Genomic DNA, 18,071 nt, shown 5'->3' on the forward strand with positions numbered 1-18,071 from the left:
GCAGTCTTTTTTTAGGAATCAGACAGTCATGGCACTGGATACTGTTTTAGTGACACGAGTTGAAGGTACGGCATGGATCCGTACCGCCGATGGCTCCAAAGTAGCTGTCAAAGAAGGGATGCGCGTCCCTGTTAATGCCGAGATCATCACCGAGACCGGCGCCAGCGTCGAGCTTGAGATCCCTGGCAGCCCATCGATGACCATTTCCGATAATCGCTCCTTTCTGGTCAGCGGCGATATCGCAGAAACCGATGTGGACCCAGTAGCCGCTGCTCTGGCCAACCCGAACGACCCAGCCATTACGGCTGTGTTGGCCGCACTGGAAGCTGGTGATGACCCATTCTCCCAACTTGACCCAACCGCTGCCGTATTGACCGGTGGTGGCGAAGGCGGTGGCAGCAGCTTCACCCGCCTGGTCAGCATTGTGGAAACCACTCGCCCTCTGGCCCTGGAATACCCACGTCCTGGCGTGCCTACCGTTGAAAACGTGCGTCTGGGTGGCTACAGCGGTACTGGCGAAGAAGAGGCCGGTCCTCTGGTTCCTCCCTCCGTTACTGTCAAGATCAATGACGACGGCACCGTTACCTTCACATTTACTGAAGTGCCATTTGGCTTTGATATCGAAGATATCGTGGTCACCGGCGGCGGTCGCATCGAAGGTCTGACACCAGACAACAAAGATCCCAAGACCTGGACCGGTACGCTGGTTCCCCCACCGAACTACGAAGGTGAAATTACCGTCAAAGTACCCGACGGCAGTTACACCAACGAAGTCGGTACCCCAGGTAACGGCGGCGAAGACACGACCACGGTCGACACGCTGCCTCCAGAAGCTGAAATCACTATCGATTCCATTACTGAAGACGGCGTCATCAATAAGGAAGAATCCGAAGGTGATGTAACGATTACTGGTACCGTCGGCAAAGACGTCAAACCTGGTGACAAGGTCACCGTGACCGTTGGTGGTAAAGAATACGAAACCACCGTTAATCCGGACGGCAAGACCTGGAGCGTGGACGTTCCTGGCTCCGAGCTGGTCAACAACGACAAGGTTGAAGCCAAGGTCACCACGACTGACGACGCTGGCAACACCACGACCGCTACCGACGAGAAGCCATACGACGTAGACGTAACGCCTCCCGAGGCCGAGATCACGATTGATGTGATTGCCGGTGACGATGTGGTTAACAAGGAAGAGTCCGAGGGCACCGTGACCTTGACCGGTACGTTGACCGTGAAGGCGGATGCGGCCGACAGTGTGACCGTGAAGGTGACGATTGGCGACAAGACCTACGATGCGTTGGTGAACGCCGATCGTACGGGCTGGACGCTGGATGTGGCTGGCTCGGAGTTGGCTGCCCACAGCAAGGTGGATGCGACGGTGACGGTTGAGGATGCGGCTGGTAACAGTGCAACCGACACGGCCAACCGTCCTTACGGTGTTGACACGACAGCGCCTGAAGCCGAGATCACGATTGATGTGATTGCCGGTGACGATGTGGTTAACAAGGAAGAGTCCGAGGGCACCGTGACCTTGACCGGTACGTTGACCGTGAAGGCGGATGCGGCCGACAGCGTGACCGTGAAGGTGACGATTGGCGACAAGACCTACGATGCGTTGGTGAACGCCGATCGTACGGGCTGGACGCTGGATGTGGCTGGCTCGGAGTTGGCTGCCCACAGCAAGGTGGATGCGACGGTGACGGTTGAGGATGCGGCTGGTAACAGTGCAACCGACACGGCCAACCGTCCTTACGGTGTTGACACGACAGCGCCTGAAGCCGAGATCACGATTGATGTGATTGCCGGTGACGATGTGGTTAACAAGGAAGAGTCCGAGGGCACCGTGACCTTGACCGGTACGTTGACCGTGAAGGCGGATGCGGCCGACAGCGTGACCGTGAAGGTGACGATTGGCGACAAGACCTACGATGCGTTGGTGAACGCCGATCGTACGGGCTGGACGCTGGATGTGGCTGGCTCGGAGTTGGCTGCCCACAGCAAGGTGGATGCGACGGTGACGGTTGAGGATGCGGCTGGTAACAGTGCAACCGACACGGCCAACCGTCCTTACGGTGTTGACACGACAGCGCCTGAAGCCGAGATCACGATTGATGTGATTGCCGGTGACGATGTGGTTAACAAGGAAGAGTCCGAGGGCACCGTGACCTTGACCGGTACGTTGACCGTGAAGGCGGATGCGGCCGACAGCGTGACCGTGAAGGTGACGATTGGCGACAAGACCTACGATGCGTTGGTGAACGCCGATCGTACGGGCTGGACGCTGGATGTGGCTGGCTCGGAGTTGGCTGCCCACAGCAAGGTGGATGCGACGGTGACGGTTGAGGATGCGGCTGGTAACAGTGCAACCGACACGGCCAACCGTCCTTACGGTGTTGACACGACAGCGCCTGAAGCCGAGATCACGATTGATGTGATTGCCGGTGACGATGTGGTTAACAAGGAAGAGTCCGAGGGCACCGTGACCTTGACCGGTACGTTGACCGTGAAGGCGGATGCGGCCGACAGCGTGACCGTGAAGGTGACGATTGGCGACAAGACCTACGATGCGTTGGTGAACGCCGATCGTACGGGCTGGACGCTGGATGTGGCTGGCTCGGAGTTGGCTGCCCACAGCAAGGTGGATGCGACGGTGACGGTTGAGGATGCGGCTGGTAACAGTGCAACCGACACGGCCAACCGTCCTTACGGTGTTAACACGACAGCGCCTGAAGCCGAGATCACGATTGATGTGATTGCCGGTGATGATGTGGTTAACAAGGAAGAGTCCGAGGGCACCGTGACCTTGACCGGTACGTTGACCGTGAAGGCGGATGCGGCCGACAGCGTGACCGTGAAGGTGACGATTGGCGACAAGACCTACGATGCGTTGGTGAACGCCGATCGTACGGGCTGGACGCTGGATGTGGCTGGCTCGGAGTTGGCTGCCCACAGCAAGGTGGATGCGACGGTGACGGTTGAGGATGCGGCTGGTAACAGTGCAACCGACACGGCCAACCGTCCTTACGGTGTTGACACGACAGCGCCTGAAGCCGAGATCACGATTGATGTGATTGCCGGTGACGATGTGGTTAACAAGGAAGAGTCCGAGGGCACCGTGACCTTGACCGGTACGTTGACCGTGAAGGCGGATGCGGCCGACAGTGTGACCGTGAAGGTGACGATTGGCGACAAGACCTACGATGCGTTGGTGAACGCCGATCGTACGGGCTGGACGCTGGATGTGGCTGGCTCGGAGTTGGCTGCCCACAGCAAGGTGGATGCGACGGTGACGGTTGAGGATGCGGCTGGTAACAGTGCAACCGACACGGCCAACCGTCCTTACGGTGTTGACACGACAGCGCCTGAAGCCGAGATCACGATTGATGTGATTGCCGGTGACGATGTGGTTAACAAGGAAGAGTCCGAGGGCACCGTGACCTTGACCGGTACGTTGACCGTGAAGGCGGATGCGGCCGACAGCGTGACCGTGAAGGTGACGATTGGCGACAAGACCTACGATGCGTTGGTGAACGCCGATCGTACGGGCTGGACGCTGGATGTGGCTGGCTCGGAGTTGGCTGCCCACAGCAAGGTGGATGCGACGGTGACGGTTGAGGATGCGGCTGGCAACAGTGCAACCGACACGGCCAACCGTCCTTACGGTGTTGACACGACAGCGCCTGAAGCCGAGATCACGATTGATGTGATTGCCGGTGACGATGTGGTTAACAAGGAAGAGTCCGAGGGCACCGTGACCTTGACCGGTACGTTGACCGTGAAGGCGGATGCGGCCGACAGCGTGACCGTGAAGGTGACGATTGGCGACAAGACCTACGATGCGTTGGTGAACGCCGATCGTACGGGCTGGACGCTGGATGTGGCTGGCTCGGAGTTGGCTGCCCACAGCAAGGTGGATGCGACGGTGACGGTTGAGGATGCGGCTGGCAACAGTGCAACCGACACGGCCAACCGTCCTTACGGTGTTGACACGACAGCGCCTGAAGCCGAGATCACGATTGATGTGATTGCCGGTGACGATGTGGTTAACAAGGAAGAGTCCGAGGGCACCGTGACCTTGACCGGTACGTTGACCGTGAAGGCGGATGCGGCCGACAGTGTGACCGTGAAGGTGACGATTGGCGACAAGACCTACGATGCGTTGGTGAACGCCGATCGTACGGGCTGGACGCTGGATGTGGCTGGCTCGGAGTTGGCTGCCCACAGCAAGGTGGATGCGACGGTGACGGTTGAGGATGCGGCTGGCAACAGTGCAACCGACACGGCCAACCGTCCTTACGGTGTTGACACGACAGCGCCTGAAGCCGAGATCACGATTGATGTGATTGCCGGTGATGATGTGGTTAACAAGGAAGAGTCCGAGGGCACCGTGACCTTGACCGGTACGTTGACCGTGAAGGCGGATGCGGCCGACAGCGTGACCGTGAAGGTGACGATTGGCGACAAGACCTACGATGCGTTGGTGAACGCCGATCGTACGGGCTGGACGTTGGATGTGGCTGGCTCGGAGTTGGCTGCCCACAGCAAGGTGGATGCGACGGTGACGGTTGAGGATGCGGCTGGCAACAGTGCAACCGACACGGCCAACCGTCCTTACGGTGTTGACACGACAGCGCCTGAAGCCGAGATCACGATTGATGTGATTGCCGGTGATGATGTGGTTAACAAGGAAGAGTCCGAGGGCACCGTGACCTTGACCGGTACGTTGACCGTGAAGGCGGATGCGGCCGACAGCGTGACCGTGAAGGTGACGATTGGCGACAAGACCTACGATGCGTTGGTGAACGCCGATCGTACGGGCTGGACGCTGGATGTGGCTGGCTCGGAGTTGGCTGCCCACAGCAAGGTGGATGCGACGGTGACGGTTGAGGATGCGGCTGGTAACAGTGCAACCGACACGGCCAACCGTCCTTACGGTGTTGACACGACAGCGCCTGAAGCCGAGATCACGATTGATGTGATTGCCGGTGATGATGTGGTTAACAAGGAAGAGTCCGAGGGCACCGTGACCTTGACCGGTACGTTGACCGTGAAGGCGGATGCGGCCGACAGCGTGACCGTGAAGGTGACGATTGGCGACAAGACCTACGATGCGTTGGTGAACGCCGATCGTACGGGCTGGACGCTGGATGTGGCTGGCTCGGAGTTGGCTGCCCACAGCAAGGTGGATGCGACGGTGACGGTTGAGGATGCGGCTGGTAACAGTGCAACCGACACGGCCAACCGTCCTTACGGTGTTGACACGACAGCGCCTGAAGCCGAGATCACGATTGATGTGATTGCCGGTGACGATGTGGTTAACAAGGAAGAGTCCGAGGGCACCGTGACCTTGACCGGTACGTTGACCGTGAAGGCGGATGCGGCCGACAGTGTGACCGTGAAGGTGACGATTGGCGACAAGACCTACGATGCGTTGGTGAACGCCGATCGTACGGGCTGGACGCTGGATGTGGCTGGCTCGGAGTTGGCTGCCCACAGCAAGGTGGATGCGACGGTGACGGTTGAGGATGCGGCTGGTAACAGTGCAACCGACACGGCCAACCGTCCTTACGGTGTTGACACGACAGCGCCTGAAGCCGAGATCACGATTGATGTGATTGCCGGTGACGATGTGGTTAACAAGGAAGAGTCCGAGGGCACCGTGACCTTGACCGGTACGTTGACCGTGAAGGCGGATGCGGCCGACAGTGTGACCGTGAAGGTGACGATTGGCGACAAGACCTACGATGCGTTGGTGAACGCCGATCGTACGGGCTGGACGCTGGATGTGGCTGGCTCGGAGTTGGCTGCCCACAGCAAGGTGGATGCGACGGTGACGGTTGAGGATGCGGCTGGTAACAGTGCAACCGACACGGCCAACCGTCCTTACGGTGTTGACACGACAGCGCCTGAAGCCGAGATCACGATTGATGTGATTGCCGGTGACGATGTGGTTAACAAGGAAGAGTCCGAGGGCACCGTGACCTTGACCGGTACGTTGACCGTGAAGGCGGATGCGGCCGACAGCGTGACCGTGAAGGTGACGATTGGCGACAAGACCTACGATGCGTTGGTGAACGCCGATCGTACGGGCTGGACGCTGGATGTGGCTGGCTCGGAGTTGGCTGCCCACAGCAAGGTGGATGCGACGGTGACGGTTGAGGATGCGGCTGGCAACAGTGCAACCGACACGGCCAACCGTCCTTACGGTGTTGACACGACAGCGCCTGAAGCCGAGATCACGATTGATGTGATTGCCGGTGACGATGTGGTTAACAAGGAAGAGTCCGAGGGCACCGTGACCTTGACCGGTACGTTGACCGTGAAGGCGGATGCGGCCGACAGCGTGACCGTGAAGGTGACGATTGGCGACAAGACCTACGATGCGTTGGTGAACGCCGATCGTACGGGCTGGACGCTGGATGTGGCTGGCTCGGAGTTGGCTGCCCACAGCAAGGTGGATGCGACGGTGACGGTTGAGGATGCGGCTGGCAACAGTGCAACCGACACGGCCAACCGTCCTTACGGTGTTGACACGACAGCGCCTGAAGCCGAGATCACGATTGATGTGATTGCCGGTGACGATGTGGTTAACAAGGAAGAGTCCGAGGGCACCGTGACCTTGACCGGTACGTTGACCGTGAAGGCGGATGCGGCCGACAGTGTGACCGTGAAGGTGACGATTGGCGACAAGACCTACGATGCGTTGGTGAACGCCGATCGTACGGGCTGGACGCTGGATGTGGCTGGCTCGGAGTTGGCTGCCCACAGCAAGGTGGATGCGACGGTGACGGTTGAGGATGCGGCTGGTAACAGTGCAACCGACACGGCCAACCGTCCTTACGGTGTTGACACGACAGCGCCTGAAGCCGAGATCACGATTGATGTGATTGCCGGTGATGATGTGGTTAACAAGGAAGAGTCCGAGGGCACCGTGACCTTGACCGGTACGTTGACCGTGAAGGCGGATGCGGCCGACAGCGTGACCGTGAAGGTGACGATTGGCGACAAGACCTACGATGCGTTGGTGAACGCCGATCGTACGGGCTGGACGCTGGATGTGGCTGGCTCGGAGTTGGCTGCCCACAGCAAGGTGGATGCGACGGTGACGGTTGAGGATGCGGCTGGCAACAGTGCAACCGACACGGCCAACCGTCCTTACGGTGTTGACACGACAGCGCCTGAAGCCGAGATCACGATTGATGTGATTGCCGGTGATGATGTGGTTAACAAGGAAGAGTCCGAGGGCACCGTGACCTTGACCGGTACGTTGACCGTGAAGGCGGATGCGGCCGACAGTGTGACCGTGAAGGTGACGATTGGCGACAAGACCTACGATGCGTTGGTGAACGCCGATCGTACGGGCTGGACGCTGGATGTGGCTGGCTCGGAGTTGGCTGCCCACAGCAAGGTGGATGCGACGGTGACGGTTGAGGATGCGGCTGGTAACAGTGCAACCGACACGGCCAACCGTCCTTACGGTGTTGACACGACAGCGCCTGAAGCCGAGATCACGATTGATGTGATTGCCGGTGACGATGTGGTTAACAAGGAAGAGTCCGAGGGCACCGTGACCTTGACCGGTACGTTGACCGTGAAGGCGGATGCGGCCGACAGCGTGACCGTGAAGGTGACGATTGGCGACAAGACCTACGATGCGTTGGTGAACGCCGATCGTACGGGCTGGACGCTGGATGTGGCTGGCTCGGAGTTGGCTGCCCACAGCAAGGTGGATGCGACGGTGACGGTTGAGGATGCGGCTGGTAACAGTGCAACCGACACGGCCAACCGTCCTTACGGTGTTGACACGACAGCGCCTGAAGCCGAGATCACGATTGATGTGATTGCCGGTGACGATGTGGTTAACAAGGAAGAGTCCGAGGGCACCGTGACCTTGACCGGTACGTTGACCGTGAAGGCGGATGCGGCCGACAGTGTGACCGTGAAGGTGACGATTGGCGACAAGACCTACGATGCGTTGGTGAACGCCGATCGTACGGGCTGGACGCTGGACGCTGGATGTGGCTGGCTCGGAGTTGGCTGCCCACAGCAAGGTGGATGCGACGGTGACGGTTGAGGATGCGGCTGGTAACAGTGCAACCGACACGGCCAACCGTCCTTACGGTGTTGACACGACAGCGCCTGAAGCCGAGATCACGATTGATGTGATTGCCGGTGACGATGTGGTTAACAAGGAAGAGTCCGAGGGCACCGTGACCTTGACCGGTACGTTGACCGTGAAGGCGGATGCGGCCGACAGCGTGACCGTGAAGGTGACGATTGGCGACAAGACCTACGATGCGTTGGTGAACGCCGATCGTACGGGCTGGACGCTGGATGTGGCTGGCTCGGAGTTGGCTGCCCACAGCAAGGTGGATGCGACGGTGACGGTTGAGGATGCGGCTGGTAACAGTGCAACCGACACGGCCAACCGTCCTTACGGTGTTGACACGACAGCGCCTGAAGCCGAGATCACGATTGATGTGATTGCCGGTGACGATGTGGTTAACAAGGAAGAGTCCGAGGGCACCGTGACCTTGACCGGTACGTTGACCGTGAAGGCGGATGCGGCCGACAGTGTGACCGTGAAGGTGACGATTGGCGACAAGACCTACGATGCGTTGGTGAACGCCGATCGTACGGGCTGGACGCTGGATGTGGCTGGCTCGGAGTTGGCTGCCCACAGCAAGGTGGATGCGACGGTGACGGTTGAGGATGCGGCTGGTAACAGTGCAACCGACACGGCCAACCGTCCTTACGGTGTTGACACGACAGCGCCTGAAGCCGAGATCACGATTGATGTGATTGCCGGTGACGATGTGGTTAACAAGGAAGAGTCCGAGGGCACCGTGACCTTGACCGGTACGTTGACCGTGAAGGCGGATGCGGCCGACAGCGTGACCGTGAAGGTGACGATTGGCGACAAGACCTACGATGCGTTGGTGAACGCCGATCGTACGGGCTGGACGCTGGATGTGGCTGGCTCGGAGTTGGCTGCCCACAGCAAGGTGGATGCGACGGTGACGGTTGAGGATGCGGCTGGCAACAGTGCAACCGACACGGCCAACCGTCCTTACGGTGTTGACACGACAGCGCCTGAAGCCGAGATCACGATTGATGTGATTGCCGGTGACGATGTGGTTAACAAGGAAGAGTCCGAGGGCACCGTGACCTTGACCGGTACGTTGACCGTGAAGGCGGATGCGGCCGACAGCGTGACCGTGAAGGTGACGATTGGCGACAAGACCTACGATGCGTTGGTGAACGCCGATCGTACGGGCTGGACGCTGGATGTGGCTGGCTCGGAGTTGGCTGCCCACAGCAAGGTGGATGCGACGGTGACGGTTGAGGATGCGGCTGGTAACAGTGCAACCGACACGGCCAACCGTCCTTACGGTGTTGACACGACAGCGCCTGAAGCCGAGATCACGATTGATGTGATTGCCGGTGACGATGTGGTTAACAAGGAAGAGTCCGAGGGCACCGTGACCTTGACCGGTACGTTGACCGTGAAGGCGGATGCGGCCGACAGCGTGACCGTGAAGGTGACGATTGGCGACAAGACCTACGATGCGTTGGTGAACGCCGATCGTACGGGCTGGACGTTGGATGTGGCTGGCTCGGAGTTGGCTGCCCACAGCAAGGTGGATGCGACGGTGACGGTTGAGGATGCGGCTGGCAACAGTGCAACCGACACGGCCAACCGTCCTTACGGTGTTGACACGACAGCGCCTGAAGCCGAGATCACGATTGATGTGATTGCCGGTGATGATGTGGTTAACAAGGAAGAGTCCGAGGGCACCGTGACCTTGACCGGTACGTTGACCGTGAAGGCGGATGCGGCCGACAGCGTGACCGTGAAGGTGACGATTGGCGACAAGACCTACGATGCGTTGGTGAACGCCGATCGTACGGGCTGGACGCTGGATGTGGCTGGCTCGGAGTTGGCTGCCCACAGCAAGGTGGATGCGACGGTGACGGTTGAGGATGCGGCTGGTAACAGTGCAACCGACACGGCCAACCGTCCTTACGGTGTTGACACGACAGCGCCTGAAGCCGAGATCACGATTGATGTGATTGCCGGTGATGATGTGGTTAACAAGGAAGAGTCCGAGGGCACCGTGACCTTGACCGGTACGTTGACCGTGAAGGCGGATGCGGCCGACAGCGTGACCGTGAAGGTGACGATTGGCGACAAGACCTACGATGCGTTGGTGAACGCCGATCGTACGGGCTGGACGCTGGATGTGGCTGGCTCGGAGTTGGCTGCCCACAGCAAGGTGGATGCGACGGTGACGGTTGAGGATGCGGCTGGTAACAGTGCAACCGACACGGCCAACCGTCCTTACGGTGTTGACACGACAGCGCCTGAAGCCGAGATCACGATTGATGTGATTGCCGGTGACGATGTGGTTAACAAGGAAGAGTCCGAGGGCACCGTGACCTTGACCGGTACGTTGACCGTGAAGGCGGATGCGGCCGACAGTGTGACCGTGAAGGTGACGATTGGCGACAAGACCTACGATGCGTTGGTGAACGCCGATCGTACGGGCTGGACGCTGGATGTGGCTGGCTCGGAGTTGGCTGCCCACAGCAAGGTGGATGCGACGGTGACGGTTGAGGATGCGGCTGGTAACAGTGCAACCGACACGGCCAACCGTCCTTACGGTGTTGACACGACAGCGCCTGAAGCCGAGATCACGATTGATGTGATTGCCGGTGACGATGTGGTTAACAAGGAAGAGTCCGAGGGCACCGTGACCTTGACCGGTACGTTGACCGTGAAGGCGGATGCGGCCGACAGCGTGACCGTGAAGGTGACGATTGGCGACAAGACCTACGATGCGTTGGTGAACGCCGATCGTACGGGCTGGACGCTGGATGTGGCTGGCTCGGAGTTGGCTGCCCACAGCAAGGTGGATGCGACGGTGACGGTTGAGGATGCGGCTGGCAACAGTGCAACCGACACGGCCAACCGTCCTTACGGTGTTGACACGACAGCGCCTGAAGCCGAGATCACGATTGATGTGATTGCCGGTGACGATGTGGTTAACAAGGAAGAGTCCGAGGGCACCGTGACCTTGACCGGTACGTTGACCGTGAAGGCGGATGCGGCCGACAGTGTGACCGTGAAGGTGACGATTGGCGACAAGACCTACGATGCGTTGGTGAACGCCGATCGTACGGGCTGGACGCTGGATGTGGCTGGCTCGGAGTTGGCTGCCCACAGCAAGGTGGATGCGACGGTGACGGTTGAGGATGCGGCTGGTAACAGTGCAACCGACACGGCCAACCGTCCTTACGGTGTTGACACGACAGCGCCTGAAGCCGAGATCACGATTGATGTGATTGCCGGTGACGATGTGGTTAACAAGGAAGAGTCCGAGGGCACCGTGACCTTGACCGGTACGTTGACCGTGAAGGCGGATGCGGCCGACAGCGTGACCGTGAAGGTGACGATTGGCGACAAGACCTACGATGCGTTGGTGAACGCCGATCGTACGGGCTGGACGCTGGATGTGGCTGGCTCGGAGTTGGCTGCCCACAGCAAGGTGGATGCGACGGTGACGGTTGAGGATGCGGCTGGTAACAGTGCAACCGACACGGCCAACCGTCCTTACGGTGTTGACACGACAGCGCCTGAAGCCGAGATCACGATTGATGTGATTGCCGGTGACGATGTGGTTAACAAGGAAGAGTCCGAGGGCACCGTGACCTTGACCGGTACGTTGACCGTGAAGGCGGATGCGGCCGACAGTGTGACCGTGAAGGTGACGATTGGCGACAAGACCTACGATGCGTTGGTGAACGCCGATCGTACGGGCTGGACGCTGGATGTGGCTGGCTCGGAGTTGGCTGCCCACAGCAAGGTGGATGCGACGGTGACGGTTGAGGATGCGGCTGGTAACAGTGCAACCGACACGGCCAACCGTCCTTACGGTGTTGACACGACAGCGCCTGAAGCCGAGATCACGATTGATGTGATTGCCGGTGACGATGTGGTTAACAAGGAAGAGTCCGAGGGCACCGTGACCTTGACCGGTACGTTGACCGTGAAGGCGGATGCGGCCGACAGCGTGACCGTGAAGGTGACGATTGGCGACAAGACCTACGATGCGTTGGTGAACGCCGATCGTACGGGCTGGACGCTGGATGTGGCTGGCTCGGAGTTGGCTGCCCACAGCAAGGTGGATGCGACGGTGACGGTTGAGGATGCGGCTGGCAACAGTGCAACCGACACGGCCAACCGTCCTTACGGTGTTGACACGACAGCGCCTGAAGCCGAGATCACGATTGATGTGATTGCCGGTGACGATGTGGTTAACAAGGAAGAGTCCGAGGGCACCGTGACCTTGACCGGTACGTTGACCGTGAAGGCGGATGCGGCCGACAGTGTGACCGTGAAGGTGACGATTGGCGACAAGACCTACGATGCGTTGGTGAACGCCGATCGTACGGGCTGGACGCTGGATGTGGCTGGCTCGGAGTTGGCTGCCCACAGCAAGGTGGATGCGACGGTGACGGTTGAGGATGCGGCTGGTAACAGTGCAACCGACACGGCCAACCGTCCTTACGGTGTTGACACGACAGCGCCTGAAGCCGAGATCACTCTGGATCCGATCGCCGGTGACGGTGTGCTGGATCACCAAGAAGCTGGCGACGGCAAGGGCACGATTGACGTGACCGGTACGGTTGGCAAGGATGTACAGCCTGGCGATACCGTGACTCTGACGATCGGTGGCAAGGAATACACCGGTACCGTTGGCAATGATCTGACCTTCAAGATCCCAGTACCTGTACAGGATCTGTTGAAGAACGATACGGTTGATGCCAAGGTAACGACGACAGACTCGGCTGGTAACAGCGCTTCTGCCAACGATTCTGGCCCATACACGCTGGATGTGGATCAGTTGATCGTTGATGGTAACGGTGGTGGCAATCCGAGTGGTGGCGTGGGCGACGACGTCATTATTGGTGACCGCGGTGGTGTACAAGAGAACATCGTGCACGGCCAGAGCTACAACATTGCCATCCTGGTTGACCGTTCCAACAGCATGAAAGCAGCTTCTGGTACGGACAATATGAACCGTATGCAGTTGCTGAAGGCCGCGCTGACGACCTTGGCTGAAAGCTTGGCCAACCACGAAGGCGGCACGGTGAACCTGAGCATTATTGGCTTTGGTACCAACGCTGATAAGCCTATGGTCTTCAAAGATTTGACGCATGCTGATCTGGTCAAGTTGCTGAACTCGATCGACACCTTGAATGGCTATAACTCCAACTGGAACTCCAACGTTGGTGGTACCAACTATGAAGCAGCCTTCAAGGCCGCTGAAGCATGGTTCAAGACTGGCGATGCACCTGCAGTCGACAAGAACGGCAACGCTTATGAAAACGTTACGTACTTCCTGACTGACGGTAACCCAACGCAGTACGGTAATGGACAGGGTGCGGGTAGTGGCTATGACGCTACTGCTGACTCGCGTGGTCAGAGTGCTTACAACAGCCTGGTTACTTCTTCGGGTAGCAAGGTGTACGCGGTGGGTATTGGTAACGACGTCAGCGTGGATGTTCTACGCAAGTACGACAACACCGGTACTGAAGTTATTGATGTTGTGCGTGGTACCAAGGACGTTACTGACTTTGAAAACGGTCGTCACGACGGCTGGACGAAGGTCGGTGGGGGCACTATCGGTGTTAACAATGACTGGTGGTACGGATCGCGTCTGGAAATCACGGATACCTATAGCAATAGGAACGATACATCCACGACAGTTCGTGGCCCCGGTATGGCAGTGGCCGCTGGTAGCTATGGCAAGCTTAGCTTTACCTATGCTGAAAGCGGTCGCAATAGCCAGGACGTGTTCAAGTGGCAACTGCAGAAGTACAACGAGAAAACAGGTAATTGGGAAGTTGTGCAGGAAGGTGGTCGCCCAGGTAGCTCCGGCACCATCACGACCAAACCAGTAGGCGAAGGCCAGTACCGCTTCGAGTTCCTGGTGGATGATCGTTCCAGCAGCAGCAACTACAAGGTCTACATTGATGACGTCACGCTGTTGTCCTCTGGTAACCCAAGTGATTGGAGAGAGGAGAACAAGGTCGACATCGTCAACACCAAGGAAGACCTGGATGCAGCCTTGAAGGGTGGTTCGGTAACGAACGATCCAGCGCCGGTTGGTAACGACCACATCATTGGTGGTGACGGCAACGACATCATCTTTGGTGATACTGTCAATACCGATGGCGATGTGTTGCCATGGCATGAAGTAGGTGGTCGTCCAGACAACCTGCCTGACGGCTCGGGCTTGAAGGCGCTGGAAGTGTTCTTGCAAATGAAGAACGGCGGTACTCCAGCAACAGGTAATGATCTGTACGAGTACATCAAGGAAAACCACGCTGACTTCAATGTTGACGGTGACAAGCGCGGTGGTAACGACATCCTTGATGGTGGTGCTGGTAACGACATCCTGTACGGTCAAGGCGGAAACGATACCCTGATCGGCGGTGCTGGCGACGACATCATGTTCGGCGGCGAGGGTGATGACACCTTCGTATGGAACAAGGGTGATGAAGGTACCAGCAGCAAACCGGCTGTGGATTACGTGATGGACTTTGGTGATTCGGGTACCGACACCTTGGATATCACTGATTTGCTGTCGGGCCACGACATCAACGACGGTAACCTGAGCCAGTACCTGACGGTAGGCAGCTCGGATAACGGCAAGATGGAAATCGGTATCAGCTCTCAAGGTAATGGCCAGATCGATCAGAAGATCATTCTGGACAACATCGACTTTGACGCAGAGAAGGCAGCCCAGATCGCCAACTCGCTCAAAGACGGTACTTTGAAGTCTTCTGATTTCTAAGCTGTTCACCGGATAGGCACTATCTGCGGGTAGTGCCCAAGCCCCACAAGCCTTTTCGGGTTTGTGGGGTTTTTTTATGTCTGCAGCTTGTCGTCAGCGCCAATAGTGGGTGCTTGGCATTTGTGACTATGATCCCTGATGTGGCTGCAGGAAAGAGGGTGCATGCAGCAGAACGGCTGGCCAGTCTGAGCTGGTAGGCGTTGGCTCTGCGGTTTTGTAGACCAGCTGCTTCTTTTCGCAGGGGTAGTTCATGACCGTTTAACAGCCTGCTCTATATGTAGAGGGTTCAGACGCTTTGTCGATTGCCAAGCGTTCACTAAATAGGCAAGCTATAACGCCGTTATAAGGGTTTGCTTATTTGGGATTGACGTGCTCTTGTCTCTTGCCTGGCTACGCCTTTTTCTTCGATCTAGGATTGCGCTGTTTGTGCTGGTCGCACTGCTGGTTGTGGTGTGGCTGCCTTTGTCGGCGCCTGCCTTGCAGTTCGAAGTCAGCAAGATTCGCCAGACCGCCGTCTCTCGCTTTGGCGCCCGTGCCGGGACTGCCGTGGATCGGTGGATGGCCAATCTGGAGTCCGCCCGTGGTTTAAGCGAGCGTCGCCAGCTGGATGCCGTCAATGATTTCTGGAATATGAATGTGATGGCTGGCGAGGACATTCATATTTGGGGCCAGTTGGACTACTGGGCCACGCCCATCGAGACGTTGGGCAAAGCGGCGGGTGACTGTGAGGACTTTGTCATCGGCAAGTATTTTTCCTTGTTGCACTTGGGTGTGCCCAATGAAAAGCTTCGTTTGATTTACGTACGAGCCCAGGTAGGTGGCCAGAGTATTGCGCACATGGTGCTGGGCTACTATCCCACGCCGCAGTCCGAGCCTCTATTGCTGGATAATTTAAGCGGTTCGATTCGCCCCGCCAGCCAGCGCCCTGATTTGACCCCTGTGTTCAGCTTCAACTCCCAAGGGGTGTATGTTGGTAACGCCCAGAAAGGTTCGGTGGACAGTATCAGCCGGTGGCGTGGTTTGCTGGAAAAAATGCGTAAGGAAGGTTTTGTTCCTTGATGATGTGCCGGTCCTTGGGCTGGAGCACCACATGGAAACAGACCTCAGGACACCCTTGTCGGGTGGGCTAGACCAGAATTTATGGAATATACGGAAGCGCTATGTCTTTACTTAAACAGCTCCTGCTAAGTGTCTCGTGCGCGATTCTTGCTATTTTGATTGGCACGCTGTGGTTCAGCGTCGACTCGGCAAGGCAGTATTTGAGCAGTCAGTTGCAGGCTCAGGGTGAGTCGGCCGCGACTTCGCTGGCCTTGACCTTGTCCCAGCCCAGCAACCAGGACCCGGTGACGCAGGGGCTTTTGATTGCCGCCTTGTACGATACCGGGCAGTTTGAGCGTATCCGCTTTATTGACACCGCCGATACGGTCCTGGTGGAGCGTAGTGCTCAGCAAGAAACGCAGATCAGCGGATCTTCGCCGGCGTGGTTCGCCAACTCTTTGCCGATTGATGTACCCGTGGCCTCGGCCCATGTCAGTAATGGCTGGAATCAGATTGGCACGATCGAAGTAAAACCTGCCGACGAGTACGCCCGCGCCAGTTTGTGGAAAAGTTTTGTGCGCGTTACCTTGTTGGTGCTGGGCGCCGGGGTTGCCTGGGGTGTGTTTGTATTGATGGTCATGGCCTGGTTGCGCCGGGCTTTGCGTGAACACGTCCAGTTCGAGCTGCAACGGATGGACCAAAGCGAGTCTGTACCCAGCCGCAAGAAAGTGCGCACGATCCCCGAGCTGGAAGCCGTCACACATACCTTAAGCACGGTGCAAAAACGTATTCGTGTCAGCAGCCAGGAGCAAAATGCCCGAATCGAGCAGTTACAGCTGGAGTTGAACTGCGATCCGGTCACGGGCCTGGCCAATCGCAAGTACTTCGTAAATATGTTCCGTCAGGTGCTGCAACAGGAAGAGGGCGGCCATGTGCTGTTATTCCGTCAGCGGGACTTGTTGCCATTGAATACCTCCCTGTCTCGTGACGCGGTGGATGCCTGGCTGAAGCTGGTGACTCAGCGTTGTACGGAGCTATTGCAGAAAAATGGCATGGACGCGGGCAATCTGGCGCGCTTGAATGGTTCTGATTTTATTGTGCTGCTCAAGGGCCAGACGGGTCCTCAAGTGATGGGCTTTGCCCAGGAACTGCGTACTGCCTTGCAGGAATTGCGCCAGCCTCTACCCGATGGCAGTTTGTGCCGCTGGTCCATGGCGATGACGAACTATGAAGGTCAGGACTCGCTCAGCGCCGTGATGACGCGTTTGGACAATGCCTTGATGCGCGCCGAAGGGGCAGGGCATCAGGAAGTGGAATACCGTCCGTCTGAAGGCGCTCACACCGAGGCGAGCTCTTCCATTGGTGAGCAGGAATGGCATTCACGTATTGAGCGTGGTCTAGAGCAAGGCCGGATTGAATTGAGTGTGAAGCCGGGCGTTGAGGTCTGGGGGCAAGCGGGCCAGATTCACGATGCAACCCTGAATTTGTTGCCCGAGCAACCGGGGCAGGCCAGTTTGCCTGCCTATTTGTTCATTCCGGTGGCGGTGCGTCTGGGTCTGTCGTGGCAGTGTGACTTGCGTACGATGGAGCTGGCAAGCGACTGGTTAGCCGATAACGAGGGCAGCTTGAGTGTCCGTGTCTCCTGGGCATCGGTGATCAAGCCTGGATTTGCAGATCAGGTGGTTGAGGTTCTGACCAGGGCCGGTGACAGGGCCCGGCGTCTGATTATCGAACTGGATGCTTATTGCCTGAGTGAGCACGATGTGGAAACGGTCGCTTTCGTGGATAAATTGCGGCCCTTGGGTGTGCAATTCGGTCTGCGTCGTGTTCTGGAGCAGCCCGAATCGATTCTGTGGTTGCACATGATGGCACTCAAATATATTGTCCTGGACGATGAGCGCGCCCAGACGCTGCAGGCCGAGGTGGGTGGCCGACATTTGCTGACAGCGTTCCTGCAGAGCCTGCAGGAATTGGGGATAGGTTTGCGCCGGGTGACCCGAGGCAGCAATAGTGCCCAGCTGGACGAGTTGTTGCGTGAAAACGCCGTCGTGCCAAGGCCTTAGCAAATAAATCCTTGTTTTTCTGGGGCTTATTTGCTAGTATATGTGGCTTACCTCTTTATTTTGACCGGAGAGGCTTAGTCGCCTATCCGGATTGAAGTTGGTA

4 protein-coding genes are annotated in these 18,071 nt (G+C 58.0%); all 4 read left to right on the forward strand.

From position 1 onward, the window contains the following. The first annotated feature begins 28 nt into the window (after positions 1 to 28). The 4 genes from MID00_RS08435 to MID00_RS08450 all read left to right on the forward strand — a co-directional run bounded on the left by MID00_RS08435 (position 29) and on the right by MID00_RS08450 (position 17,968). Entirely contained in the window at positions 29 to 8,077 is an 8,049-nt protein-coding gene (locus tag MID00_RS08435) for an Ig-like domain-containing protein (RefSeq protein WP_254500169.1), read from the forward strand. Next, entirely contained in the window at positions 8,022 to 14,867 is a 6,846-nt protein-coding gene (locus MID00_RS08440; protein ID WP_254500170.1) for an Ig-like domain-containing protein, read from the forward strand. The genes MID00_RS08435 and MID00_RS08440 overlap by 56 nt, the downstream gene beginning before the upstream one ends. Before the next feature lie 426 nt (positions 14,868 to 15,293). After that, positions 15,294 to 15,926, forward strand: a complete 633-nt coding sequence (locus MID00_RS08445; RefSeq protein ID WP_026484825.1) for a transglutaminase-like cysteine peptidase — start codon at positions 15,294 to 15,296, stop codon at positions 15,924 to 15,926. Positions 15,927 to 16,027: 101 nt separating this feature from the next. Further along, positions 16,028 to 17,968: a LapD/MoxY N-terminal periplasmic domain-containing protein gene (locus MID00_RS08450; RefSeq protein ID WP_254500171.1), complete on the forward strand. Its 1,941-nt coding sequence runs from the start codon at positions 16,028 to 16,030 to the stop codon at positions 17,966 to 17,968. Positions 17,969 to 18,071: the final 103 nt, after the last annotated feature.

This window comes from Alcaligenes sp. NLF5-7, assembly GCF_024266725.1.
Lineage (GTDB): Bacteria > Pseudomonadota > Gammaproteobacteria > Burkholderiales > Burkholderiaceae_B > Alcaligenes > Alcaligenes phenolicus.